This is a genomic window from Pseudomonas cucumis (genome assembly GCF_030687935.1).
GTDB lineage: Bacteria > Pseudomonadota > Gammaproteobacteria > Pseudomonadales > Pseudomonadaceae > Aquipseudomonas > Aquipseudomonas cucumis.
In genome coordinates, this window is the sequence record NZ_CP117454.1 from 5,822,345 (window position 1) to 5,844,222 (window position 21,878).

At 60.0% G+C, this 21,878-nt stretch carries 19 protein-coding genes; 8 read left to right on the top strand and 11 right to left on the bottom strand.

The features are described 5' to 3' along the window. Positions 1-55: 55 nt before the first annotated feature. From PSH97_RS26495 to PSH97_RS26505, 3 genes are read right to left on the bottom strand one after another with little or no spacing between them, the layout of a single operon-like run. The gene (locus tag PSH97_RS26495) at positions 56-379 is read right to left on the bottom strand and encodes a multidrug transporter (RefSeq protein WP_305447285.1); all 324 of its coding nucleotides are present in this window, start codon (positions 377-379) and stop codon (positions 56-58) included. A 54-nt stretch (positions 380-433) separates the two neighbouring features. Continuing rightward, positions 434-1,246, bottom strand: a complete 813-nt coding sequence (gene mutM, locus PSH97_RS26500) for a bifunctional DNA-formamidopyrimidine glycosylase/DNA-(apurinic or apyrimidinic site) lyase (RefSeq protein ID WP_305447286.1) — start codon at positions 1,244-1,246, stop codon at positions 434-436. Positions 1,247-1,276: 30 nt separating this feature from the next. Continuing rightward, positions 1,277-2,089, bottom strand: a complete 813-nt coding sequence (locus tag PSH97_RS26505) for an HDOD domain-containing protein (protein ID WP_305449873.1) — start codon at positions 2,087-2,089, stop codon at positions 1,277-1,279. A 241-nt stretch (positions 2,090-2,330) separates the two neighbouring features. Between PSH97_RS26505 and PSH97_RS26510 the strand changes: the two genes are divergently transcribed. The 5 genes from PSH97_RS26510 to ilvD all read left to right on the top strand — a co-directional run bounded on the left by PSH97_RS26510 (position 2,331) and on the right by ilvD (position 9,330). Further along, complete coding sequence (locus PSH97_RS26510) at positions 2,331-3,527, top strand: class I SAM-dependent rRNA methyltransferase (protein WP_007897847.1); 1,197 nt, start codon at positions 2,331-2,333, stop codon at positions 3,525-3,527. 437 nt (positions 3,528-3,964) lie between these two features. Continuing rightward, positions 3,965-5,044: a SagB family peptide dehydrogenase gene (locus tag PSH97_RS26515; RefSeq protein WP_305447287.1), complete on the top strand. Its 1,080-nt coding sequence runs from the start codon at positions 3,965-3,967 to the stop codon at positions 5,042-5,044. Further along, entirely contained in the window at positions 5,041-6,018 is a 978-nt protein-coding gene (locus PSH97_RS26520; RefSeq protein WP_305447288.1) for a diiron oxygenase, read from the top strand. Before PSH97_RS26515 ends, PSH97_RS26520 begins: the two co-directional genes overlap by 4 nt. Next, entirely contained in the window at positions 6,011-7,231 is a 1,221-nt protein-coding gene (locus tag PSH97_RS26525) for an MFS transporter (RefSeq protein WP_305447289.1), read from the top strand. The genes PSH97_RS26520 and PSH97_RS26525 overlap by 8 nt, the downstream gene beginning before the upstream one ends. A 257-nt stretch (positions 7,232-7,488) precedes the next feature. Next, positions 7,489-9,330, top strand: coding sequence for a dihydroxy-acid dehydratase (ilvD, locus tag PSH97_RS26530; RefSeq protein ID WP_305447290.1), 1,842 nt, complete (start codon positions 7,489-7,491; stop codon positions 9,328-9,330). 81 nt (positions 9,331-9,411) lie between these two features. On the opposite strand, the gene PSH97_RS26535 is transcribed toward ilvD, so the two are convergent. Further along, complete coding sequence (locus PSH97_RS26535; protein ID WP_305447291.1) at positions 9,412-10,467, bottom strand: HAD family hydrolase; 1,056 nt, start codon at positions 10,465-10,467, stop codon at positions 9,412-9,414. A gap of 239 nt (positions 10,468-10,706) precedes the next feature. Here PSH97_RS26535 and PSH97_RS26540 point away from each other — a divergent pair, with 239 nt between their 5' ends. Further along, a complete protein-coding gene (locus PSH97_RS26540) occupies positions 10,707-12,098 on the top strand; it encodes an L-cystine transporter (RefSeq protein WP_305447292.1) in 1,392 nt (463 codons plus the stop codon). 39 nt (positions 12,099-12,137) lie between these two features. Here PSH97_RS26540 and PSH97_RS26545 read toward each other — a convergent pair whose 3' ends face one another. Further along, positions 12,138-12,650: a dihydrofolate reductase gene (locus PSH97_RS26545; protein ID WP_305447293.1), complete on the bottom strand. Its 513-nt coding sequence runs from the start codon at positions 12,648-12,650 to the stop codon at positions 12,138-12,140. Between the two features lie 85 nt (positions 12,651-12,735). On the opposite strand from PSH97_RS26545, the gene PSH97_RS26550 reads away from it, so the two are divergent. Both PSH97_RS26550 and PSH97_RS26555 read left to right on the top strand, forming a co-directional pair. After that, on the top strand, positions 12,736-14,115 hold the full coding sequence (locus PSH97_RS26550; RefSeq protein WP_305447294.1) for a DUF2868 domain-containing protein: 1,380 nt from the start codon (positions 12,736-12,738) through the stop codon (positions 14,113-14,115). Further along, positions 14,108-15,484: a GTPase/DUF3482 domain-containing protein gene (locus tag PSH97_RS26555; RefSeq protein WP_305447295.1), complete on the top strand. Its 1,377-nt coding sequence runs from the start codon at positions 14,108-14,110 to the stop codon at positions 15,482-15,484. Before PSH97_RS26550 ends, PSH97_RS26555 begins: the two co-directional genes overlap by 8 nt. A 10-nt stretch (positions 15,485-15,494) precedes the next feature. Here the strand turns inward: PSH97_RS26555 and PSH97_RS26560 are convergent, their stop codons facing one another. The 6 genes from PSH97_RS26560 to PSH97_RS26585 all read right to left on the bottom strand — a co-directional run bounded on the left by PSH97_RS26560 (position 15,495) and on the right by PSH97_RS26585 (position 21,692). Further along, on the bottom strand, positions 15,495-15,920 hold the full coding sequence (locus PSH97_RS26560; protein ID WP_305447296.1) for a hypothetical protein: 426 nt from the start codon (positions 15,918-15,920) through the stop codon (positions 15,495-15,497). Between the two features lie 85 nt (positions 15,921-16,005). Continuing rightward, on the bottom strand, positions 16,006-16,572 hold the full coding sequence (locus PSH97_RS26565) for a phosphonate degradation HD-domain oxygenase (RefSeq protein WP_305447297.1): 567 nt from the start codon (positions 16,570-16,572) through the stop codon (positions 16,006-16,008). Then, complete coding sequence (locus tag PSH97_RS26570) at positions 16,572-17,705, bottom strand: TIGR03364 family FAD-dependent oxidoreductase (protein ID WP_305447298.1); 1,134 nt, start codon at positions 17,703-17,705, stop codon at positions 16,572-16,574. The genes PSH97_RS26565 and PSH97_RS26570 overlap by 1 nt, the downstream gene beginning before the upstream one ends. Positions 17,706-17,829: 124 nt before the next feature. Continuing rightward, positions 17,830-18,855 (bottom strand): putative 2-aminoethylphosphonate ABC transporter substrate-binding protein, encoded by a 1,026-nt coding sequence (locus tag PSH97_RS26575; RefSeq protein WP_305447299.1) that lies wholly within the window; start codon positions 18,853-18,855, stop codon positions 17,830-17,832. A gap of 36 nt (positions 18,856-18,891) precedes the next feature. Next, positions 18,892-20,616 (bottom strand): putative 2-aminoethylphosphonate ABC transporter permease subunit, encoded by a 1,725-nt coding sequence (locus tag PSH97_RS26580; RefSeq protein WP_305447300.1) that lies wholly within the window; start codon positions 20,614-20,616, stop codon positions 18,892-18,894. Beyond that, a complete protein-coding gene (locus tag PSH97_RS26585) occupies positions 20,616-21,692 on the bottom strand; it encodes a putative 2-aminoethylphosphonate ABC transporter ATP-binding protein (RefSeq protein WP_305447301.1) in 1,077 nt (358 codons plus the stop codon). Before PSH97_RS26585 ends, PSH97_RS26580 begins: the two co-directional genes overlap by 1 nt. Positions 21,693-21,878: the final 186 nt, after the last annotated feature.

A 21,878-nucleotide genomic window follows, 5' to 3' on the forward strand; every position in this document is an offset into this window, starting at 1 on the left:
GGCAAGTCGGATCGCCGCACCGCTCGATCCGACTTGCCCGCGAAGCTCTTAGAGTTCACTCCCGCTGCTCAAACCCCTCCCCGATACACCCCAGGCACCGCACAAATGCGGCTTTCGCCGGATCGACCACCAACGCCTGCCCCGCATCGCCAATGCCGCCACCGAACGCGGTAAACGGCAACGACACCACAAACGCCCCGGCACCGATCACCGTCGCCGCCACCAATAACGGTCGGGCAATCAGTAAATCGCCAAGCATGGCATAGGCCGGTGGGTTCTGGATGGTGTAACGCGGATCGCCGCTGCCGTTTTCAGCCGCCAACGCGGGCACACCGACGCTCAGCAGCAGCGCAACGACAAGGGTTCGAAACAGATTCATGGCACGGTCCTTCGGCTAGGCAGTGAGAACACTGACTATAGACCGTCGCCGATATCAGCTCTGACAACGCGGACAAAAGACGCTGGCGCGCTGCCCAAGCTTGACCTCCCGCAGCCCCGTGCCACAAACCTTGCAGTGTTCACCACCACGGCCGTACACGAACAATTCCTGCTGGAAGTAACCCGGTTGACCGTCGCCGCCGATAAAGTCCCGCAACGTGGTGCCGCCGCGCTCGATGGCGAGGGCCAGGATGCGCTTGATCTCGATTGCCAGCTTCAAATAGCGCGCCCGGGAAATGCTCTTGGCTTCACGGCGCGGGTCGATGCCGGCCGCAAACAACGCTTCGGTCGCGTAGATGTTGCCGACACCGACCACCACCGCGTTGTCCATGATGAACGGCTTGACCGCCATGGAACGCCCGCGGGATTGCTGGAACAGCCGATCGCCGTCAAACAGATCCGTCAACGGCTCCGGCCCCAGGCGAATCAGCAATTCGTGGTTGAGCGGGTCCAGGCTCCAGAGCATCGCGCCAAAGCGTCGCGGGTCGGTGTAGCGCAGGGCCAGGCCCGATTCCAGCTCAATGTCCACATGCTCATGCTTGGCCGCCGGCATGCCGACTTCCACCAGCCGCAGATTCCCCGACATCCCCAAGTGACTGATCAGCGTGCCGACTTCGGCATTGATCAGCAGGTACTTGGCGCGCCGCTCCACCAGCACGATGCGCTGGCCGGACAGTCGCACATCCAGGTCTTCGGGGATCGGCCAGCGCAGACGGCGCTCACGCACAATCACCCGGCTGACGCGCTGGCCTTCCAGGTGTGGTGCAATCCCGCGGCGGGTGGTTTCGACTTCCGGCAGTTCAGGCATGGGGCTCTCGTATCAGGCGAGGTTCGACACTCAACGAGTGGCGAGGTCACGAATCTCTTGCTTCTGGGTTTCGAAATCGTATTCCGACAGACCGATGTAATCGAGCACAAGCGGCCCGACACTGTTCCATTCATGGTCTTCGGACTGGTTGCCCAGTACCCGGAAGGAGGCGCAAATGTGCTCGGCCATCTTCAGGATCGCCAGCAAATTTTTCAGCGGCGTGTTGCGGGACGACTCATCGCTGAAAATGGCCAGGGCATTGTGGTGGTTGGCGATGGCCTGGGTGACGTGCTCCGGCAGGCGCCAGGATTTGGCGGTGTAATACCCGACCACGGCGTGATTGGTGTTGTATTGCTTGTTCTCGGTATCCACCACGCGGCATTCGGCGCTGGCGTTGCCATAGGCCTGTTCCAGCACTTTCATGTAGTCGGGGAATTTCTTGAGCATCAACGGGATGCCGCAATCGTGGAACAGCCCCAGCGCATAGGCTTCATCACCGGCCTGGATACCAACACGCTTGGCCAGGGTCAGGCACGTCATCGCCACGTCCTGCGCCGTGTCCCAGAAACGGTTGAGGGTGACGATGGCGTCGTCGTTCAGCTCGCTCTTGATCGACTGGGCATTGATCAGGTTGATGATCGAACGGCTGCCCAACAGGTTCACTGCCCGCTGGATCGCGGTGATTTTGTTGCTCAAGCCGTAGTACGGCGAGTTGACGATTTTCAACAAGGCACCGGAAAGGCCTGGGTCCTGGGAGATCAGCTTCGCGATCACTTCCAGATCCGGGTCGGGCATGTACTGCTCCATCTGCAGATCCACCATGATCTGCGGCTGGGGCGGCACGCTGATGCCTTGCAGGGACTGTTGAATCTGTTCGGTCGTCAGCTCTTGGGACATAAGTACGCACTCCGGGTCAGGCGGGGATTCTAACCCTTAAAAAGATGGATCCGACAGTCACTCACGTGCAAGCCCGCTCCCACAGGTTCCGCACCTTACTGACGGCCTTCATCAGCGTTTCATCGACCACCAAACCCGCCACTCTCTCAACACGCTATACTCCCGCTCTTTTTTCCGGAGCGACGTCATGTCCCTGCCTAGCCTGCGCCTCAAAGCCAACGCCGACCGTCGCCTGCGAAATGGCCACTTGTGGGTCTACAGCAACGAAATCGATGTAGCTGCTACGCCTTTGCACGGTTTCAAGGCCGGCGACCAGGCGATTCTCGAAGCCGCCAGCGGCAAGCCGCTGGGCATCGTTGCCATGAGCCCGAACAACCTGATCTGCGCCCGCCTGCTGTCGCGCGACATCAAGTTGCCGCTGGACAAGTCGCTGCTGGTGCATCGCCTGAACGTTGCCCTGTCCCTGCGCGATCGCCTGTTCGACAAGCCATTCTATCGACTGGTCTACGGCGACTCCGACCTGCTGCCAGGCTTGGTGGTCGACCGTTTCGGCGACATCCTGGTAGTCCAGATCGCCTCGGCGACCATGGAAGCTCACAAAGACGACGTGATCGCGGCACTGACCCAAGTGCTCAAGCCAAGCGGCATTCTGTTCAAGAACGACTCCGCTGCCCGTGATGCCGAAGGCCTCAACCGCTATGTCGAAACCGTGTTCGGCCTGGTACCGGAATGGGTCGCGCTGGAAGAAAACGGCGTGAAATTTGAAGCGCCAGTCATCCAGGGGCAGAAAACCGGCTGGTTCTACGACCACCGCATGAACCGCGCGCGTCTGGCCCCTTATGCCAAAGGCAAACGCGTACTGGATTTGTACAGCTACATCGGCGGCTGGGGCGTTCAAGCGGCTGCCTTCGGCGCCAGTGAAGTGTTCTGCGTCGATGCTTCGGCCTTCGCCCTCGACGGCGTGGAGCGCAATGCCGCACTGAACGGCGTCGCCGAAAAAATGACCTGCATCGAAGGCGACGTGTTCGAAGCCCTGAAGGAACTGAAAGCCAGCGAAGAGCGTTTCGACGTCATCGTGGCCGACCCTCCTGCCTTCATCAAACGCAAGAAAGACATGAAAAACGGTGAAGGCGCCTACCGTCGCCTGAATGAGCAAGCCATGCGCCTGCTCAGCAAGGACGGCATCTTGGTCAGCGCTTCCTGCTCCATGCACCTGCCGGAAGACGATCTGCAAAACATTCTGCTGACCAGCGCCCGTCACCTGGACCGCAACATCCAGATGCTGGAGCGCGGCGGTCAGGGCCCGGATCACCCGGTGCACCCGGCGATTGCCGAGACTCGCTATATCAAGAGCATCACCTGCCGTCTGCTGCCAAACAGCTGAGTACGCTGGTTTGACGGGGAGCCAACGGGCTCTCCGTCAGCCGTTTTAACGCCACGACATCCACTCTTCAATCCTGGCTTCTTACTCTTGCGGTCCTAGTGACTTGCAGGACGTTTCCCTGCATCTCTTACTTAAAATCAAATAACCTACAAACTTGCTTTAACCCTCAGATCGTTCCGACAAAATTACTGAAACATTCCTACTTAACACCCCCTTGATAAGAGCCCATTACAGCCTATGATTAAGTTGTCACCGTGAAGTGACACTTACTATTAATGACAAGGAGTTCAAAACATGAAAGCAATTACTCTGGAAGCTAACAAGATCGCTAATCTGGCTTTTCTGGTTGCGCCAAAAGCCCGTTAAGTAAATGAGACGCTGGGGAGTGCCGGCTACCCAGCGTTTTCTATGACACAGCCCAGAGTAAACCGCCCATCATGCAGATAAATTCATACCTGTTCATACTTCCCCGTACGCCCGGCCAAATAGTCTGGGATTACAAGAATCACAGACAATTTGAACTCAACCTTGAATATTCAACCCGACTTGCACAACTTATCAGCAACCCTGACTTGTATAACGACAACAACAGAATAGACATTCAACTTCTAAACTCCGGAATACTGACCACCTCAATACAAGATACTATTGATTGGGGCTGGGATGAACTGTCGAAAATATTTCATATCGGCACCAAGAACATCCCCTGCGAATATGTTCCTCAGAATATTCATGAATGGTCGAGATACTATCTGGACCATTGCACCGAAGTACTGGAAGCACCCGCACCGAACGCCAGACTCACAGAACGTCAGGCACGCGAGCTGATTGCCCTGCCAGAACCTTCCTGCCTGCCGAAGGATTCTCTTGCCAACGTCCTGATCGGCCGAAAAACCTGCCGCACCTTCACGGATGAAGCGATTTCACTGGAAGATGTCGGCACACTGCTTTACCTGTCTCTGGGCTACTTGCATGAGCGCGAAAACGACGTCGACGAAACCATTGTCGAAGGCCTCGGTGCCCGACGCAGCAGCCCGTCCGGTGGAGGCCTGAATGCTTGCGAAGGCTTTCTTTATGTACAGAACGTCAGCGGCCTGCAACCCGGGCTCTACGCCTACCATTCCACCAATCATGCCCTGAGCTTCGTCAACCCGGCACCTGACTCGCCTCTGGGTCAATTGCTGTGTGGGCAACATTTCATCAATAACCTGCCCGTGGGCCTGTTCATTACTGCTCGCTTCGACAAGTTGTGGTGGAAATATGAACACTCACGAGCCTACCGAATGGCTTACGTCGAGGCAGGCCATATTTCCCAGACCTTTCAACTCGTGGCCACCGCACTGGGGCTGAACACGTGGCTGACCGGAGCACTGACGGACGATCAGGTCGAAACTTTGCTGGGGCTCGAGGACAACGCGGAACAACCCTTGTTTTTTGTCGGCTGTGGCCACAGCGACGGACAGGTGATGTGCAAGGAATTGAAAGATCTGCTCAGCCGTCGGGAGCCGCAACAATGACCGCCGCCATCATTGCCCCGTCAGACCGTCCCGTTTCCTGGTCTCTGCGCTTCACCCTCGGCGACTGGAATACCCGCGCGTCGGTGCGCACCAGCGAGCATGACTATCTATTGCCCCCAGATCTGGAACAGCAACTGGAAACACGTCACTGGTTTCCCCCAGGCTTCCTGGCTTACCTGAATCACCCGGCTATCGAAGCGCTGGGGAAGACCGTCATCCATCGGCTGTCGGCCAATCATCTGGTGTACTTCCTCGACTACACCACCGTGCTCGAACATCGCATCGTCAACCGCGCCGTGGAGACCATCATCCACGGTGAATTGAAGGTCAACATTCCCCCACGGATGAAGACCGCTGCACTTCAGCTTTATACCGACGAGGGTTATCACGCCCTGTTCTCCAATAGCCTCGCCGAACAGATTGCCGGGGTCTACGGGATCAGCCTGCGCCCGGTCATGCCGCACCGCATCACGCGATTGAATACTTTGCTCGAGCGCACACCTGACAAACACCGGGCGCTGGCCTGGTTTCTCGTCGGGTTCGTGTCGGAGACGATCATTGCCAAAGAACTGCTCGACGTCTGCCGTGACGATCTGGTGTCCAGCGTCCAGGCAATGCTCAGGGAGCATCTCGCGGACGAGGCTCGCCACAGTCGCTATTTCTCTGAAGTGTTCCATTACCTGTGGCTGACGATGAACAGCCGCCAACGCACGTTCGCTGCCAGGCTGCTGCTGGACATCATCCGGATTTTCTTCGAGGTCGATGAGCGATGGCTGCGGGAAAGCCTGTACGGCGCGGGTATCGGCGAGACCGCCGTCACGGAGGTTCTCGGCGAACTGACCAGCCCCCAAGCCACCCTTCTGCGTGCGCGATCCGGCGCCGGGGCGACGCTTCAGGCTTTGAAAAAGGCCGGTTTCTTTGACCTGCCTTACAACCAGCAACTGTTCATGAAGGCAGGACTTATCGATGGATGAAGGACGATCTGAGCCAACCGTCAAACAACGTCGAGGGGCGGTCAGCCTGTTGTTGGCAATGGTGTTGCTTGGCGTGTTCCCGCTGGATGTCCTGCTTCCGTCGTTCCCAGCGCTCGCCGAACACTTTCGCAGCACGCCGGCCGACATCGCGCTGTCGATCAGTCTGTTTGCTGTCGGTATAGCGGCCTCTCAACTGCTGATCGGGCCGCTGTCGGATGTGATCGGGCGTAAAGGACTGTTACTCGCCGGAATCGCCGTTTCGATGCTCGGTGCAGTGGGCTGCATTCTGACCACGGACTATGTCCATTTCCTGCTGTTCCGTGTCATTCAGGCGCTCGGCTGCGGGTGTTTCGTCCTGTCACAGGCTCTGGTTCAGGATCTGTTCAAGGGTGAGGAACGCGACCGATTGCGGATTCTGATGGTCACCGCCACCGGCATTTTCATCTCGGTCTCACCGTTGGCCGGTACGTTCCTGCAAGCCACCCTGGATTGGCAGGGCAGTTTCTGGGTTTTTATCGCACTGGCTGCAATCGTGCTGCTCAAAGCCTGTTTTATTCTCGAAAACACTCGGCCGACGACAACCGGAGCGCGACCGAATATCTTCCTGCCCTACCGGCAGGTCTTGTGTGATTTCGACTTTCTGTCCTACTGGCTGATTTCAGCCTTCGCTTTCGCCTGCCATTTTTCCTTCATCGTCATTTCGCCGCTGATCTTCATGGATCAACTCCAGCTATCGGCCTATGACTTCTCGATAATCCTGCTGGTATATGGCGGCGCCTACATCGTCGGCGGCAGCGTTGCGATTGTGCTGGGTAGATACATGAGTCCGGGTCATCAGATCATCAGCGGGCTGAGCCTGATCCTGCTGTCCGGCCTGATCATGCTTTATCTTTTAAGTCATTTTGCGCTGTCAGCAGCCACCGTCCTTGTACCGATGCTCGTCTGTACCGCCGGTACCACTATCGTCCGACCGGCCGCCACCTCAAAAGCCATGAGCCTGTTCCCTGAAAATGCAGGAACCTCGGCGTCGGCCGGCAGCACGGTGATTTTCATCTGCGGCGGTTTGATCAGTGCACTTATCAGCTTGAGCCCGGCCAATTTGCAATCCACCCTGGGATACAGCTTCATCATCCTGAGCGGCGTGGCGCTGGTTCTTAACAGCCATATCAACAGTCGAGCCAAAAGCCTGGGAGTCAGCCCAAGCGTCGAATAATCCCACCGGCCGTCATCCCACACGCCTCGTCAGTGTCGGATCAACACTTTCCGGCATTCCCTCCTGACGCCAGCGGTGTAGAATCGCGAGATTCATCGCCATTCATCCCCCGGCGGGTTTATGAGCTCAAGCTGAAGCGCGCGGCGATCCCGCAAAGTTATCGGCAACTTCCGGACACACGGCCATTTCTGAGTGTTCCAGACGTCAATAGAAGCTCACTTCCCCTTTGTTACCTGATTAGCCGCCCGGAGTGCTTCATGCCTGATTACCGCTCGAAAACATCCACCCACGGCCGCAACATGGCCGGTGCCCGCGCACTGTGGCGCGCCACGGGGATGAAAGATGACGACTTCAAAAAGCCGATCATCGCCATTGCCAACTCCTTTACCCAGTTCGTACCGGGCCATGTGCACCTCAAGGATCTGGGGCAACTGGTCGCTCGTGAAATCGAACGGGCCGGCGGCGTCGCCAAAGAATTCAACACCATCGCCGTGGATGACGGCATCGCCATGGGCCACGACGGCATGCTCTATTCGCTGCCGAGCCGCGAGATTATCGCCGACTCCGTCGAATACATGGTCAACGCCCACTGCGCCGATGCCATCGTCTGCATCTCCAACTGCGACAAGATCACCCCTGGCATGCTGATGGCCGCCTTGCGCCTGAACATCCCGGTGATCTTCGTGTCCGGCGGGCCGATGGAAGCCGGCAAGACCAAACTGGCCAGCCACGGTCTCGACCTGGTCGATGCCATGGTGATCGCCGCCGACTCCAGCGCATCCGACGAGAAAGTCGCCGAGTACGAGCGTAGCGCCTGCCCGACGTGTGGCTCGTGCTCCGGCATGTTCACCGCCAACTCGATGAACTGCCTGACCGAAGCCCTCGGTCTTGCATTGCCGGGCAACGGTTCGACCCTGGCCACCCACAGCGACCGCGAACAGCTGTTCCTGCAAGCTGGCCGCACTATCGTCGAGCTGTGCAAGCGTTACTACGGCGAGAACGATGAGTCGGTGTTGCCCCGCAACATCGCCAACTTCAAGGCGTTCGAAAACGCCATGACCCTGGACATCGCCATGGGCGGTTCCACCAACACCATCCTGCACTTGCTGGCCGCGGCCCAGGAAGCCGAAATCGATTTCGACCTGCGCGACATCGACCGCCTCTCCCGCCATGTACCGCAACTGTGCAAAGTTGCGCCGAACATCCAGAAGTACCACATGGAAGACGTCCACCGTGCCGGCGGGATCTTCAGCATCCTCGGCTCCTTGGCCCGTGGCGGCCTGTTGCACACCGACCTGCCGACCGTGCACAGCAAGACCATGGCCGAAGGCATCGCCAAGTGGGACATCACCCAGACCACCGACGAAGCCGTGCATCACTTCTTCAAGGCCGGCCCGGCGGGCATCCCGACGCAAACCGCGTTCAGCCAGTCGACCCGTTGGGAAACCCTGGACGACGACCGTGAAAACGGCTGCATCCGCAGTGTCGAACACGCTTACTCGAAAGAAGGCGGCCTGGCCGTTCTGTACGGCAACATCGCGCTGGACGGTTGCGTGGTGAAAACCGCCGGCGTCGACGAGTCGATCCACGTCTTCGAAGGCAATGCGAAGATCTTCGAAAGCCAGGACAGCGCCGTACGCGGCATCCTCGCCGACGAAGTGAAGGCCGGCGACATCGTGATCATTCGCTACGAAGGCCCGAAAGGCGGCCCGGGCATGCAGGAAATGCTGTACCCGACGTCTTACCTGAAATCCAAAGGCCTGGGCAAAGCCTGCGCCCTGCTCACCGACGGCCGTTTCTCCGGCGGTACTTCGGGCCTGTCCATCGGCCACGCTTCGCCAGAAGCCGCTGCCGGCGGCGCGATCGGCCTGGTGCAGGATGGCGACAAGGTACTGATCGACATTCCAAACCGCTCGATCAACCTGTTGATCAGCGATGAAGAAATGGCCGCGCGCCGTGTCGAGCAGGACAAGAAAGGCTGGAAACCGGTGGAAGTGCGTCCACGTAAAGTGACCACTGCGCTGAAAGCCTATGCCCTGTTGGCCACCAGCGCCGACAAGGGTGCGGTACGTAACAAGGCGATGCTCGACGGGCTGTAATACTTAACCGTTGGACAAAAAAATGCCCCGCCGAGTGCGGGGCTGATCGTTCCCACGCTCCCGCGTGGGAACGATCAATTCCTACTGGATATCTTCCGGCTTCACGATCACCCAGTTCTTGTCAGCCGTCACCGCCAACCCTTCTTTCGCCTGGGCTGCTGCGTTTTTGGCCATCATGCCGTTAATCTGGGTCATGTATTTGTCTTTGCGGTTGACCCACAAATGGATGCCGCCCTTGGACACATCGACGCTGTGGAACAGCATGTAGCCGTCGCTGGTCGGGGTATCGCCACCCACCAGGACCGGTTTTTTCCATTCATCGATGTACGTCAGGATCGCCGACTGTTTACCCGCCATCCAGGTGGCCGGGGTCCACAGGTACGGGGTCAGTTCGAGGCCCAGGTTGGCCTTCTCGTCATACTTGCCAGCGGTGACCTGCTTGCGCGCCGTGGTCAACTCGCCAGTCTTGCGGTCCTTGAGCAGCAGGCTCACGCCGATCACGTTCTGCGGTTTGACGTTGTAGCCGTACTTCGGATCGGAAGCGACCATGCGCACCAATTCTTCGGAGGCAGCGGTCATTACATAGACCTCGATGCCGTTCTCCATCAGCTTGTTGTAGAGCTCTTTTTGACCGGTGAAGATTTTCGGCGGGTTGACGTCGATGGTCTTGACCACGTCGCCTTCGTAATAAGTGCTCGGCACCGGTTTGCCGGACGCCATCAGCTCATCAACGTTGCCCTTGAGCTCCTGAAGCGTGAAGCCGGAAAACACTTGGGCGACCCATGGGTAGCAAACCATGTCGTCGATTTCACAGAGGCGATAGTAGTAGCTGAACAGGCTTTCCTTATGGTCGGCAGTGTCCTTGAACGGGATCAGTTTCAGGGAGGGATCGAGGCTCTCGCGGGTGATCAGGCCCTTGTTTTCCATGAACGGCAGCAACGACTCTTCGAGGTCGTAGCGGTAACTGGTGTTGTCCATGTCGAACACCGCGAAGTTACCTTTGTTGGCATTGGCCGCGATCATCGCGTCCAGCGCCTTGGCCTGATCGGCTGGCCAGTGCTTCAGGTCAGTAGCGAGCGCCTGGCCGGCAAGGCCCAAGCAGAATACGGCAGCCAAAAATTTCGGTGCAAGCTTCATCGGCGTTTCTCCCTGATTCAAAGAGATTCGACGCTAACAAATCTGTATGACAGTCCCCGCCTGCCCGCGACTGCTTGCATCCTGATTCCGCCAGCCGCATTCCTTACAGCGCCATCGGCTTATTCCAAAAACGACAGTCGACCGCTATTTTTGATATTAATTCATTACATATCAAGCTGTTAGGCTTGCCGGTTCGCAGTCACACACGAAGGTGGCTGGCACAAGTCTATGGAGCCTCTATGAATATGCCGCTGATCCTCAATCTGCTGGTATTCCTCGCCTTGCTTTACGGCCTGGCGCAAACCCGCCACACCACCTGGAGCCTGGCGAAAAAGGTGTTGCTGGCGCTGGTTCTTGGCGTGGTATTCGGTGTCGCCCTGCACACGATTTATGGTGCGGGCAACCCGGTACTGAAAGCCTCGATCGGTTGGTTCGATCTGGTGGGCAACGGTTACGTGCAGTTGCTGCAAATGATCGTGATCCCGCTGGTGTTCGCCTCGATCCTCAGCGCCGTGGCGCGCCTGCACAACGCTTCGTCGCTGGGCAAGATCAGCTTCCTGACCATCGGCACTTTGCTGTTCACCACCGCCATCGCGGCGCTGATCGGTATCGGCCTGACCAACCTGTTCGGCCTTACCGCCGAAGGCCTGGTCGCCGGCACCCAGGAAATGGCTCGCCTGCAAACCATTCAGAACGATTACGCGGGCAAGGTCGCTGACCTGAATGTGCCGCAACTGCTGCTGTCGTTCATCCCGCAAAATCCGTTCGCCGACCTCGCTCGCGCCAAACCGACTTCGATCATCAGTGTGGTGATTTTTGCGGCATTCCTTGGAGTCGCGGCGCTGCAACTGCTCAAGGATGATGTCGAGAAAGGTCAGAAAGTGATCAACGCCATCGACACCCTGCAAGCCTGGGTGATGCGTCTGGTACGTCTGGTGATGAAGCTGACCCCGTACGGCGTATTGGCGCTGATGACCAAAGTGGTCGCCGGTTCCAACCTGCAAGACATCATCAAGCTCGGCAGTTTTGTGGTGGTGTCCTACATCGGCCTGGGCTTGATGTTTGTGGTGCATGGCCTGCTGGTGTCGGCGGCCGGGATCAACCCGCTGCGCTTCTTCCGCAAGATCTGGCCGGTGCTGACGTTTGCCTTCACCAGCCGCTCCAGCGCCGCCACCATTCCGCTGAGCATCGAAGCCCAGACCCGCCGTTTGGGGATTCCGCAGTCCATCGCCAGTTTCGCCGCTTCGTTTGGCGCGACCATTGGCCAGAACGGCTGTGCCGGTCTGTACCCGGCGATGCTGGCGGTAATGGTTGCGCCGACCGTGGGCATCAACCCGCTGGACCCGCTGTGGATCGCGACGTTGGTGGCGATAGTGACGCTGAGTTCAGCCGGTGTGGCCGGGGTCGGTGGTGGCGCGACCTTCGCCGCGTTGATCGTGCTGCCGGCCATGGGTTTGCCGGTGTCACTGGTGGCGTTGCTGATTTCGGTTGAGCCGCTGATTGATATGGGTCGTACGGCGTTGAACGTGAGTGGTTCGATCACGGCGGGTGCGATTACCAGTCAGATGATGCAGCAGACGGATAAAGCGTTGCTGGATGCGGATGAGCATTCGGAGTTGGCTCAGGCTTAACCCGTACTGATCGTTCCCACGCTCCCGCGGGGGAACGATCTATGTGCGCTCCCACACCTCAAAGCTATACGCCGGCTTGTCACCCTCCGCCGGGTTCGGAACATTCGACACCAGCTTCCACTGGTTCACATCAAACGCCGGAAACCACGCATCCCCTTCCGGGCTCAGCGCCACGCGGGTCAGGTACAGCCGATCGGCCTGCTCCAGACCTTGCGCATACAACTGCGCCCCGCCAATCAGCATCACCTCATCGACGCCCTGCTCGTTCGCCCATTCCTGCGCCCGAACCACCGCTGCTTCCAGCGACGGATAAACCTCCGCGCCTTCCAGCTGCAGATCCACCTGACGGCTGACCACGATGTTCAGCCGGCCCGGCAGCGGACGACCGAGGGAATCCCAGGTCTTGCGACCCATGATGATCGGCTTACCGAGGGTGGTGGCCTTGAAGTATTTGAAGTCCCCCGGCAAGTGCCAGGGCATGCTGTTGTCGACGCCGATCACACGGTTTTCACCGAGGGCTGCGATCAGGCTGAGGGGGAGTGATTTAGTCATGTCGGCGAGGATACCAGAGCCTCCCTTACCCCGATAAGCGTCACAGCGGTTATGCTCACCGCTCAATTAAGCGACGGGAAGCCGCGTGACTGAACTGACTCCACTGCAAAACCTCTGGCTGAGCGAAACCGTGCGCCTGCGTGAAGAACACGCCGGCCCCCTGGACGATCTGGAAGCCAATCGAATCGCCCGTAGCGCCGGCGGCGACCTGCCGACGCGCATTCAACGCCGCGCCCTGTGGCTGGCCGAGCGCGACGGGCAGACCCACGCCCTCAAACATTGGCTGCAAGGCGCGCGACTGGCGCTGATCGTGCTGGCCGTACTGGCCGTGATCAGCGGCGCCGGCCTGGCGTTTGCCGCGTTAGGCGACGGCCAGGCCCCGGTCAATGTGTTCTGGGCGTTGGGCAGCCTGCTCGGGCTGAATCTGATTTTATTGCTGAGTTGGGCCCTGGGCCTGGTGTTTGCCGGTGAACAAGGCGCCGCCCTCGGACGCTTATGGCTGTGGCTCAGTGAAAAACTCGCCCGCGATGCCAACGCCGCGCAACTGGCGCCGGCCCTGCTGCTGTTGCTGCAACGGCAGAAACTCAATCGTTGGGCGCTGGGTGTACTGGTCAATGGATTGTGGTTGTTGGCGATGCTTAGCGCCTTGGTGATGGTGCTGACGCTGATGGCGACCCGGCGCTACGGCTTTGTCTGGGAAACCACCATTCTCGGCGGCGACACCTTCGTCGCCATGACCCAGGCCCTCGGTGCTCTGCCGGCCTTGCTCGGTTTCAGTGTGCCCAGCGTGGAAATGATCCGGGCCAGCGGTGATGCCGCGCTGAACATAGAAAGCGCCCGCCAGGCCTGGGCGGCGTGGCTGGTTGGGGTGCTGCTGGTGTACGGCGTTTTGCCGCGCTTGCTGCTCGCATTGTTCTGCCTGTGGCGCTGGAAAACCGGTCAAGCAGCCCTGCATCTGGATTTGAACCTGCCCGGCTACGCCCAACTGCGCGAACGGCTGATGCCCACCAGTGAACGCCTGGGCATCAGCGATGCCGCGCCAGAACAACTTCATCGGGTTGAAAATGCTGCCAGCGATCTGCAAAGCGATGGCGCGCTGTTGGTGGCCATCGAACTGGACGACCAACGCCCCTGGCCGCCGCAGTTACCGAAAAACGTCAACAACGCCGGCGTCCTCGACAGCCGCGAATCCCGGCACAAACTGCTCGAACAGCTGAGTCGTTTCCCACCGGCTCGTCTGGCCATCGCCTGCGACCCCCGACGTTCGCCGGACCGTGGCAGCCTGGCGCTGATTGCCGAATTGGCTCGCAGCGCCACCGCCACCCGCGTGTGGTTATTGCAAGCGCCGCCCGGCGAAGCACTGGATGCCGAACGCCTGGGCGACTGGCATGTTGCGTTAAAACAACTGGACCTGCCGTTCGCCGATTGCGCGCCGTTGAACTGGCTGGAGACGGGTCATGACTGATGCCTGGAAACAGCCCTTGAAGCTCGCCGTGGTCGGCCACACCAATGTCGGCAAAACCTCGTTGCTGCGAACGCTGACCCGAGATGTCGGCTTCGGCGAAGTGTCCCATCGCCCCAGCACCACGCGCCACGTCGAGGGCGCGCGATTGTCGGTAGACGGCGAGCCGTTGCTTGATCTCTTCGACACTCCGGGCCTGGAAGATGCCATCGCCCTGCTCGACTACCTCGAACGCCTGGAACGACCCGGCGAACGTCTCGATGGCCCGGCACGACTGGCACGATTCCTTGAGGGCAGCGAAGCCCGGCAGCGCTTCGAACAGGAAGCCAAGGTGCTGCGGCAACTGCTCGCCTCGGACGCCGGTCTCTATGTGATCGATGCCCGGGAACCAGTGCTGGCCAAGTACCGCGACGAACTGGCAGTGTTGGCCAGTTGCGGCAAACCGCTGCTACCGGTGTTGAATTTTGTCAGCAGCGCCCAGCATCGTGAACCTGATTGGCGTGAAGCCCTGGCGCGATTGGGCTTGCATGCTTTGGTGCGTTTCGACAGCGTCGCGCCACCGGAAGATGGCGAGCGTCGACTCTATGAAAGCCTCGCGCTGCTGCTGGAAAACTCCCGCGTACAACTGGAGCGTTTGATTGCCGACCAGCAGGCCCAACGCCTGGCCCGTCAGCAAAGTGCAGCGCGGCTGATTGCCGATTTATTGATCGATTGCGCCGCCTGCCGCCGCAGTGTGGTCAGCGAGGCGGCGCAGGAGCAGCAAGCGATCAGCGAACTGCGCAAAGCAGTGCGTCAGCGCGAACAACGCTGCGTCGAGGCCTTGCTCAAGCTCTACGCCTTCCGCCCACAAGATGCGGCGGCCAGTGACTTGCCGTTGCTCGATGGCCGCTGGGGCGATGACCTGTTCAACCCGGAAACCCTGAAACAGCTCGGTGTGCGGGTCGGCGGTGGCATCGCGGCTGGCGCGGCAGCCGGGGCCGGGGTCGACTTGCTGGTGGGCGGCCTGACCCTCGGCGCGGCGGCACTGGCCGGGGCGATTGCCGGCGGCGCCCTGCAAACCACCCGCAGTTACGGCAGCCGCCTGCTGGGCAAGATCAAAGGCCAGCGAGAACTGACCGTCGACGACGGCGTGCTACGGCTGTTGGCCTTGCGCCAACGGCAATTGCTGCAGGCCCTGAATTCCCGTGGCCACGCGGCGATGGACAGTATTCAGGTCGCCACGCCGCAGGACAAAACCTGGCGCGAAGGCAAACTCCCGGAAGCGCTGAACAAGGCGCGGGCGCATCCGCAGTGGTCGTCGCTCAATCCTCATTCGAAGGTGAATCAGGCGGAGCGGCAGGAGCAGGTTGAGGTGTTGGCGCAGCAGCTTTAACCAATGATCGTCAGCGCCAATCCAGTTTCAGAAACTCTTTGGCCAATGCCTTCACGCGGCTACGATCGGTCCTGTTCGCTCGCCCGTCATTGTCCACATCCGAGCTCAATACCCACTCAAAAACCCCATCGTTATCCAGATCGCGGACCGCAGCCTTGTAGGCAATCCTCGGTCCGTCATGAAAATGCAGTCGTACCGTCTCAGGCGTACCGTCAGCGGATGGATTCTGCGAGAAGATGCGCAAGTGCCGCTCCTCAGCCTCATCCGCGTTATACCAGGCGCACTTCAAGTACGTTTTGCCAAAAGACTTGAGCTGTTGACGATCCGCGCCTGTCGCCTCGCGCTGCAACTGTTCACCTTCAAAAAACTGGAAAGCGACGGTATCTGCCGAGCCGTTCCCGCTTCGATCCTGTGCAATCACTTTCAAAAAATGCATCCATACACTCCTTTGCGAAAAGGCCAGATTGATGCTTCGACGCGCGTTGATCCATAAACCGATTCCCTATCGTGTGTCAGACAACTCAGCGCAGAGCGCCGGACAACAGGCCCGCAACCTTGCGCTTCAAGACGTCGAGGTCCATCACCGGCACGTCCATGTCCTTGGCGCGCTCATCCCACTGACGCATCCGCAGACTGACCTCGCACAATGGATCGCGCTCAAAAGCCACAGCCTCTTCAGCGCTCATCACCCCGCCCTGATACTCCAGCGTCCGCCGACTGGCTTCACTCAAACGCTCGTAGTACCCAGGCTCTCTGAGCGTCAGATAACGCTTGGCCTGCACGTGATATTCCACCAGCCGCGCCATGCGTTCGCTGAAACCGGCCCGACGCAAATAATCGGCGCCCAAACGCTCATGGCTGACCACCCCGAAGCCACCCATGCTCTCGGCCCCCTCGGCACAGAGATGCCCGATGTCGTGAAAGAACGCCGCCAGCACCACTTCATCATCGAAGCCCTCGGCCATCGCCAGTTCGGCCGCTTGCGACATGTGCTCGATCTGCGACACCGGTTCACCGATGTAGTCGTTATCGCCAAACCGTTCGTACAGACCGAACACCTCGGCGATCACTTGCTCATGGCGGTCCATCAACTGTCTCCCAATAAGGTCGCGACGTTACGCTCAGCCATCGCCGGCCCGACGCTCATGCCGACACCGGTGTGCATCAGCGCCACGCTCACACCCGGCATCGGCCGCAGAAAGGAGAACGGCCCCGGCCCGCGCGAACCGTAAACACCCTGCCAGCGCTCGATCACTTGCACCTTGCAGCCCAACGTCTGCTCGGCCAGCTCGAGCATCCAGTCGTCCACCTGCTCGGCATTGAACGGTGATGGATCGCTGCCGTAGTGGTGAGAGTCGCCGATGATCAACTCACCGTACGGTGTCGGGCTGATCAGCAGGTGAATGCCGTTTTCATGCAGATGAGGCGCCTCGCGCAGAATCTGCGCTTGCACCGCCGCCGCTTCCGGCAGATCGGCGAAGGCGCCGTAGTGCACGCAACTCAACCCGGTGAGCAACGCGTGTTGCAGGTTGAGATTGATCTGCGGCCGGGCGCGGAGCATTTGCAGGCGGCAGACTTGCGGGTTGAGTTCGGCAATCGGCTCGGCCAGCAAGGTCTGATAATCGTGACCGGAACAGACGATGATCTGCTCGGCGCTGAAGGTGCCGGCGGTGCTGTGCAGTCGACCTGGCTCGATGTCGCGCACCAGCGTGGAGAAGTGAAACTCGACGCCCAATTCGCGGCGCAGGTAGTCGATCAACGCCGGAATTGCTTCGCGGGAATACAGCTGCTGGTCGTCCATGCCGTGCAACGCAGCGCGGTGATGGCTGAACTGGCCGCCGTATAAATCGCGCAATGCCGCACTGCGCAGCAGGTCGACGCGGTAACCGTGTTCCACGGCGCGACCGGCGCAGAAGGCTTCGAGCAGGTGTTCTTCCGCTTCGGTACGGGCGAACAGATAAGAGCCGTTGCGCTTGAGTTGCAAGCCGGCCAATTGCGCCCATTGGCCCCAGATGTCGCGGCTGGCCTTGGCCAGTTCCAGCATTGGGCCGGGGGGCTGGCCGGTAACCAGTGCCTGGCCGAAATTGCGCACCGAAGCGCCAAATGGCGTTTCGCTGCGCTCGAAAACGGTGACTTTCAGACCGCGTCTGGCGGCGGCATAGGCGTGGGACAGGCCGAGAATGCCGGCGCCGACGATCAGCATGTCGTTGCGGTGTGTCATGGGGATTTGTCCCTGAATTCGAGACCGCTATCGCGGGCAAGCCCGCTCCCACAGGTTTTGTGAACGCCACAGACCCTGTGGGAGCGGGCTTGCCCGCGATGGGGCCCTGTCAGCCTACGAAGATTTACTTGGCAGCCACTTTCTCGGACTTGCCGTCATAACGCTTGCGCCATTCGGCGAGGATCTCGTCGCGATGCTTCGAGGCCCAGGCAAAGTCGTTCTTGATCAACCGCTGCTCATAATCCGCCGGCAGCTCAGTCTGCGGCTTGGCGATACCCGGTTGCGCGAGCACGGCGAAGTTCTCTTTATAAAGCTCCATCGCCGCCGGGCTTGCAGAGAAGTCAGCCAGCTTCTTCGCCGCGTCTTCGTGCGGTGTACCTTTGATCACGGCGGTGGCTTCGATCTCCCAGCCCAGGCCTTCTTTCGGCAGGATGATGTCCAGCGGCGCGCCCTGGCGTTTCAACTGAACGGCCGGATATTCGAAGGAAATACCGATCGGGAATTCCCCGGCGGCGGCGAGTTTGCACGGCTTGGAACCGGAGTGAACGTATTGGCCGATGTTCTGGTGCAGGTCGTCCATGTACTGCCAGCCCTGCTTCTCGCCGAAGGTTTGCAACCAGGCGCTGACGTCAAGGAAACCGGTGCCGGACGAAGCCGGATTGGGCATGACGATCTTGCCTTTGTACTCAGGCTTGGTCAGGTCCTGCCAGCTCACGGGCTTGCTCAAACCCTGCTTTTCGGCCTCGACGGTGTTGAAGCAAATGGTCGCGGCCCAGACGTCCATGCCGACCCAGGCTGGCGGGTTGGCCGCGTCGCGGTAGTTGCCGCCGATCTTGCCCAGGTCCTTCGGCGCGTAGCTTTGCAGCATCCCTTGCTGATCGAGAATCGCCAGGCTCGACGCCGCCAGGCCCCACACTGCGTCAGCTTGCGGGCGGGCTTTTTCGGCCAGGAGTTTGGCGGTGATGATGCCGGTGGAATCGCGCACCCACTTGATCTCGACCTCCGGGTTGGCCTTTTCAAAGGCCTCTTTGTAGGTCTTCAGCTGTTCAGCTTCGAGGGCGGTGTACACCGTCAACTCGGTTTTCGCCGCAAAGGCGTTCAGGCTGAAAGCGGTGAGGACAGCAGCGGCCAGGGCCAAAGGCTTGAACATGATCTTTTCCTGTTTGAGTTGAGGTGTGGGGGCAAATCAATGACCGGGCGCGGTCTGCCGCCAGGCTTGGGAGCGACGCAGCAAACCGCGCGAAGCCCAGGCCAGCAGCAGGGACACGCCCGCCGAGGTGAACAGAATCAGGGTCGACATCGCCGCCGCGCCGCCGACGTTGCCGGCGTCGTCCATATTCAGCACCGCCACTGCCGCAAGGATGGTGTCGGGGCTGTAGAGGAAGATCGCCGCCGAGACGGTGGTCATGGCCGAAACGAACAGGTAGCGCACGATGTCCAGCAATGCCGGCAGGCAGATCGGCACGGTGACCCGCAGGTAGTGCCGGTACAGCGGCGCCTTGAGCGACAGCGCGGCGGCTTCGAACTCGGCATCGAGTTGGCGCAGCGCGGTGGTGGCGGTCATTTGCGCAGTGGTCAAATAGTGAGCAATGGTGCAGACCACCAGCAGGGTCATGGTCCCGTAAAGCACATGCAGCGGGTTGCCGGTGAGGTTGAAGAAGAAGACGTAACCAAGACCCAGCACCAGACCCGGTACCGCCATCGGTACGAAACTGAGCATGCGCAGTGTTAGATTCAGTCCGCGCTGGCCCTTGGTTTTTTCCATCAGGTAAGCGCCAGTGAAGATCAGCACACTGCCGATCAACGCCGTACACAACGCCATCTTCACGCTGTTGCCGTAGGCCAGCCAGCCGCCGCCCGCCGTGTCGTTGAACTGGTAATGGTTGAGCGACAGCGACAGGTTGTACGGCCAGAATTTCACCAGTGACGAGTACACCGCCATGCCGAACACCAGCAGCAATACCGCGCAGATCAACAGCACGATGGCCAGATAACAAGCGTCGCGCCGCTTCGATGGAACCGGTTGAAACACTTGCGCCCGACCACTCATGGAATCGCCATGGCGCCGACGCAGCCAGGCGTCGACGCCGAAGCTGAACAGCGCCGGCAGCAGCAAGACCATGCCGATCAGCGCGCCGCGACCGAATTGTTGCTGGCCGACCACCGCTTTGTAGGCCTCCAGCGCCAGCACTTGATAGTCGCCCCCGACCACCACGGGCACGCCGAAGTCGGTGATGGTCAGGGTGAAGACGAGGCAGAACGCCGCGAACACCGCCTGACGAGTCGCCGGCCAGGTGATGCTACGAAAGGCTTTCGCCGGGCTAGCGCCCATGCTTGAAGCAGCATCGAATAGTCGCGCGTCCGCCAGGGACAGCGCCGACAGCAAAATCATCAAGGCGTGTGGGAAGGTGTAGATGACCTCGCCCAGAACAATGCCCCAGAAGCCGTAGATATTGTCCGAGAGCAACCCGCGCAGCATGCCCTGATTGCCGAACAGATAAACCAGCGCAATTCCCGGCAGCATCGACGGCGCCATCAACGGCAGCAGCGACATGCCACGCCAGATGCCTTTACCGGGAATCAACGTACGTTGCAGAGCGTAGGCAAACAGATAGGCCAGCGGTACGACAATGGCCGCGACGCTGAGAGAAACTTTCAGGCTGTTGCCCAGCAACCAGTGGAAATTTGCGCTGCTCAGCAGTTCGCGAGCGGCAATCAGTCCACCGCCCTGCCCGGCTTCAGAACTGAAACCGCGCCAGAAGATCGCCAGTAACGGCATCAACACCGCAACGCCGAGCAACACCAGCAACAGAACCTTGCCGCCGACCACGAATAGCCGATCGCCGATCTCGGCACGGGAGGTCTGCCGAACCTGCTTGTGCGGTATCGGCAGCGCGACGTTCGCGCTCATCAGGCAAACACCTGCAAGCTGCGCGGCGGCAAGGCGACCATGATCTGCTGCGCGCCGAGACGCGGCATGGCTTCCGGCGCCAGCTCCGCCAATAGCGCATGGCCCGGCAGTTGATCAAGTTCGAAGCTCATGCGGCAACGGTTGCCGAGAAAAGTGATCTCGCGAACCTTGGCCGGGAACAGATTTTCTTCATGCACCGGCGGGTTGACGTTGATGGCCTCGGGGCGGCAGAACAAACGGCCCGAGGCGGTTTTAGCGCTGCCTTCGGCCAGGAGCATGTTCATCCCGCCGACCCGGGCATGACTGTCGCTGCTGCGGTGGAATGGCAGCCAGTTGCCCTGACCGACGAACTCCGCCACAAACGGTGTGGCCGGGCGGTCGTAGATTTCCTGCGGCGTGGCGTACTGCTCGACCTTGCCGTTGTTCATCACGGCGATGCGGTCGGCCATCAGCATGGCTTCGTCCTGATTGTGGGTGACCATCAGGGTGGTGACACCGAGGTTGCGCTGCAATTGGCGCAGTTCGGTGCACAGATGCTCGCGGACCCGAGCGTCGAGCGCCGACATCGGTTCGTCCAGCAGCAACAATGAAGGAGCTGGTGCCAAGGCTCGAGCCAGTGCCACACGTTGCTGCTGACCGCCGGACAACTGACCGGGGTATTTTTTCTCACTGCCGATCAGGCCGACCAGTTCCAGCATCTGACCGACCCGCTGGCGCACGTCTTCGCGACTGCTGCCGGCGAGGCCATAGGCGATGTTTGCTTCGACGGTGAGGTTGGGGAACAGTGCGTAGGACTGGAAGAGAATGCCGTAGTCCCGTGCCTGAGGTGCCAGGTGGGAAACGTCGCGATCGCCGAGGTACAACTCGCCGCTGTCTTGTTTCTCAAGGCCGGCGATGCAGCGCAGCAAGGTGGTTTTGCCACAGCCCGACGGCCCCAAGAGGCACACCAGCTCACCGGCCGCCACCTCGAGGGAAACGTTATCCAGCGCGGTGAACGCACCAAAGCGTTTCTGCACGCCGCGCACTTTCATCGGCGCGCCGGGGTTGGTCAGGGCAGTTGCAGTCGAGTGGTTCATGGACAGACCTCATCAAGCAGATGAGGGCCATCCTAGGTTTGCAATGCGTCCGTCATGTGGCAATGAGGCAAAAACGGCCGATAGTGGTATTCGGGGATTTGGGTTGAAGTCATGCTGTGACTGAACTGACGCCATCGCGGGCAAGCCCGCTCCCACAGGACTGCATAAATCCTGTGGGAGCGTGGC

What these genes read in the sequence shown, in the direction of transcription:
- PSH97_RS26515 (WP_305447287.1), top strand. Translation starts at nt 3,965, where the DNA reads ATGCAGATAAATTCATACCTGTTCATACTTCCCCGTACGCCCGGCCAA.
- PSH97_RS26585 (WP_305447301.1), bottom strand. Translation starts at nt 21,692, where the DNA reads ATGAACCACTCGACTGCAACTGCCCTGACCAACCCCGGCGCGCCGATG.
- PSH97_RS26565 (WP_305447297.1), bottom strand. Translation starts at nt 16,572, where the DNA reads ATGGACCGCCATGAGCAAGTGATCGCCGAGGTGTTCGGTCTGTACGAA.
- PSH97_RS26525 (WP_305447289.1), top strand. Translation starts at nt 6,011, where the DNA reads ATGGATGAAGGACGATCTGAGCCAACCGTCAAACAACGTCGAGGGGCG.
- PSH97_RS26520 (WP_305447288.1), top strand. Translation starts at nt 5,041, where the DNA reads ATGACCGCCGCCATCATTGCCCCGTCAGACCGTCCCGTTTCCTGGTCT.
- PSH97_RS26560 (WP_305447296.1), bottom strand. Translation starts at nt 15,920, where the DNA reads ATGCATTTTTTGAAAGTGATTGCACAGGATCGAAGCGGGAACGGCTCG.
- PSH97_RS26535 (WP_305447291.1), bottom strand. Translation starts at nt 10,467, where the DNA reads ATGAAGCTTGCACCGAAATTTTTGGCTGCCGTATTCTGCTTGGGCCTT.
- PSH97_RS26575 (WP_305447299.1), bottom strand. Translation starts at nt 18,855, where the DNA reads ATGTTCAAGCCTTTGGCCCTGGCCGCTGCTGTCCTCACCGCTTTCAGC.
- mutM (WP_305447286.1), bottom strand. Translation starts at nt 1,246, where the DNA reads ATGCCTGAACTGCCGGAAGTCGAAACCACCCGCCGCGGGATTGCACCA.
- PSH97_RS26540 (WP_305447292.1), top strand. Translation starts at nt 10,707, where the DNA reads ATGAATATGCCGCTGATCCTCAATCTGCTGGTATTCCTCGCCTTGCTT.
- PSH97_RS26570 (WP_305447298.1), bottom strand. Translation starts at nt 17,705, where the DNA reads ATGACACACCGCAACGACATGCTGATCGTCGGCGCCGGCATTCTCGGC.
- PSH97_RS26510 (WP_007897847.1), top strand. Translation starts at nt 2,331, where the DNA reads ATGTCCCTGCCTAGCCTGCGCCTCAAAGCCAACGCCGACCGTCGCCTG.
- PSH97_RS26495 (WP_305447285.1), bottom strand. Translation starts at nt 379, where the DNA reads ATGAATCTGTTTCGAACCCTTGTCGTTGCGCTGCTGCTGAGCGTCGGT.
- PSH97_RS26555 (WP_305447295.1), top strand. Translation starts at nt 14,108, where the DNA reads ATGACTGATGCCTGGAAACAGCCCTTGAAGCTCGCCGTGGTCGGCCAC.
- PSH97_RS26545 (WP_305447293.1), bottom strand. Translation starts at nt 12,650, where the DNA reads ATGACTAAATCACTCCCCCTCAGCCTGATCGCAGCCCTCGGTGAAAAC.
- ilvD (WP_305447290.1), top strand. Translation starts at nt 7,489, where the DNA reads ATGCCTGATTACCGCTCGAAAACATCCACCCACGGCCGCAACATGGCC.
- PSH97_RS26580 (WP_305447300.1), bottom strand. Translation starts at nt 20,616, where the DNA reads ATGAGCGCGAACGTCGCGCTGCCGATACCGCACAAGCAGGTTCGGCAG.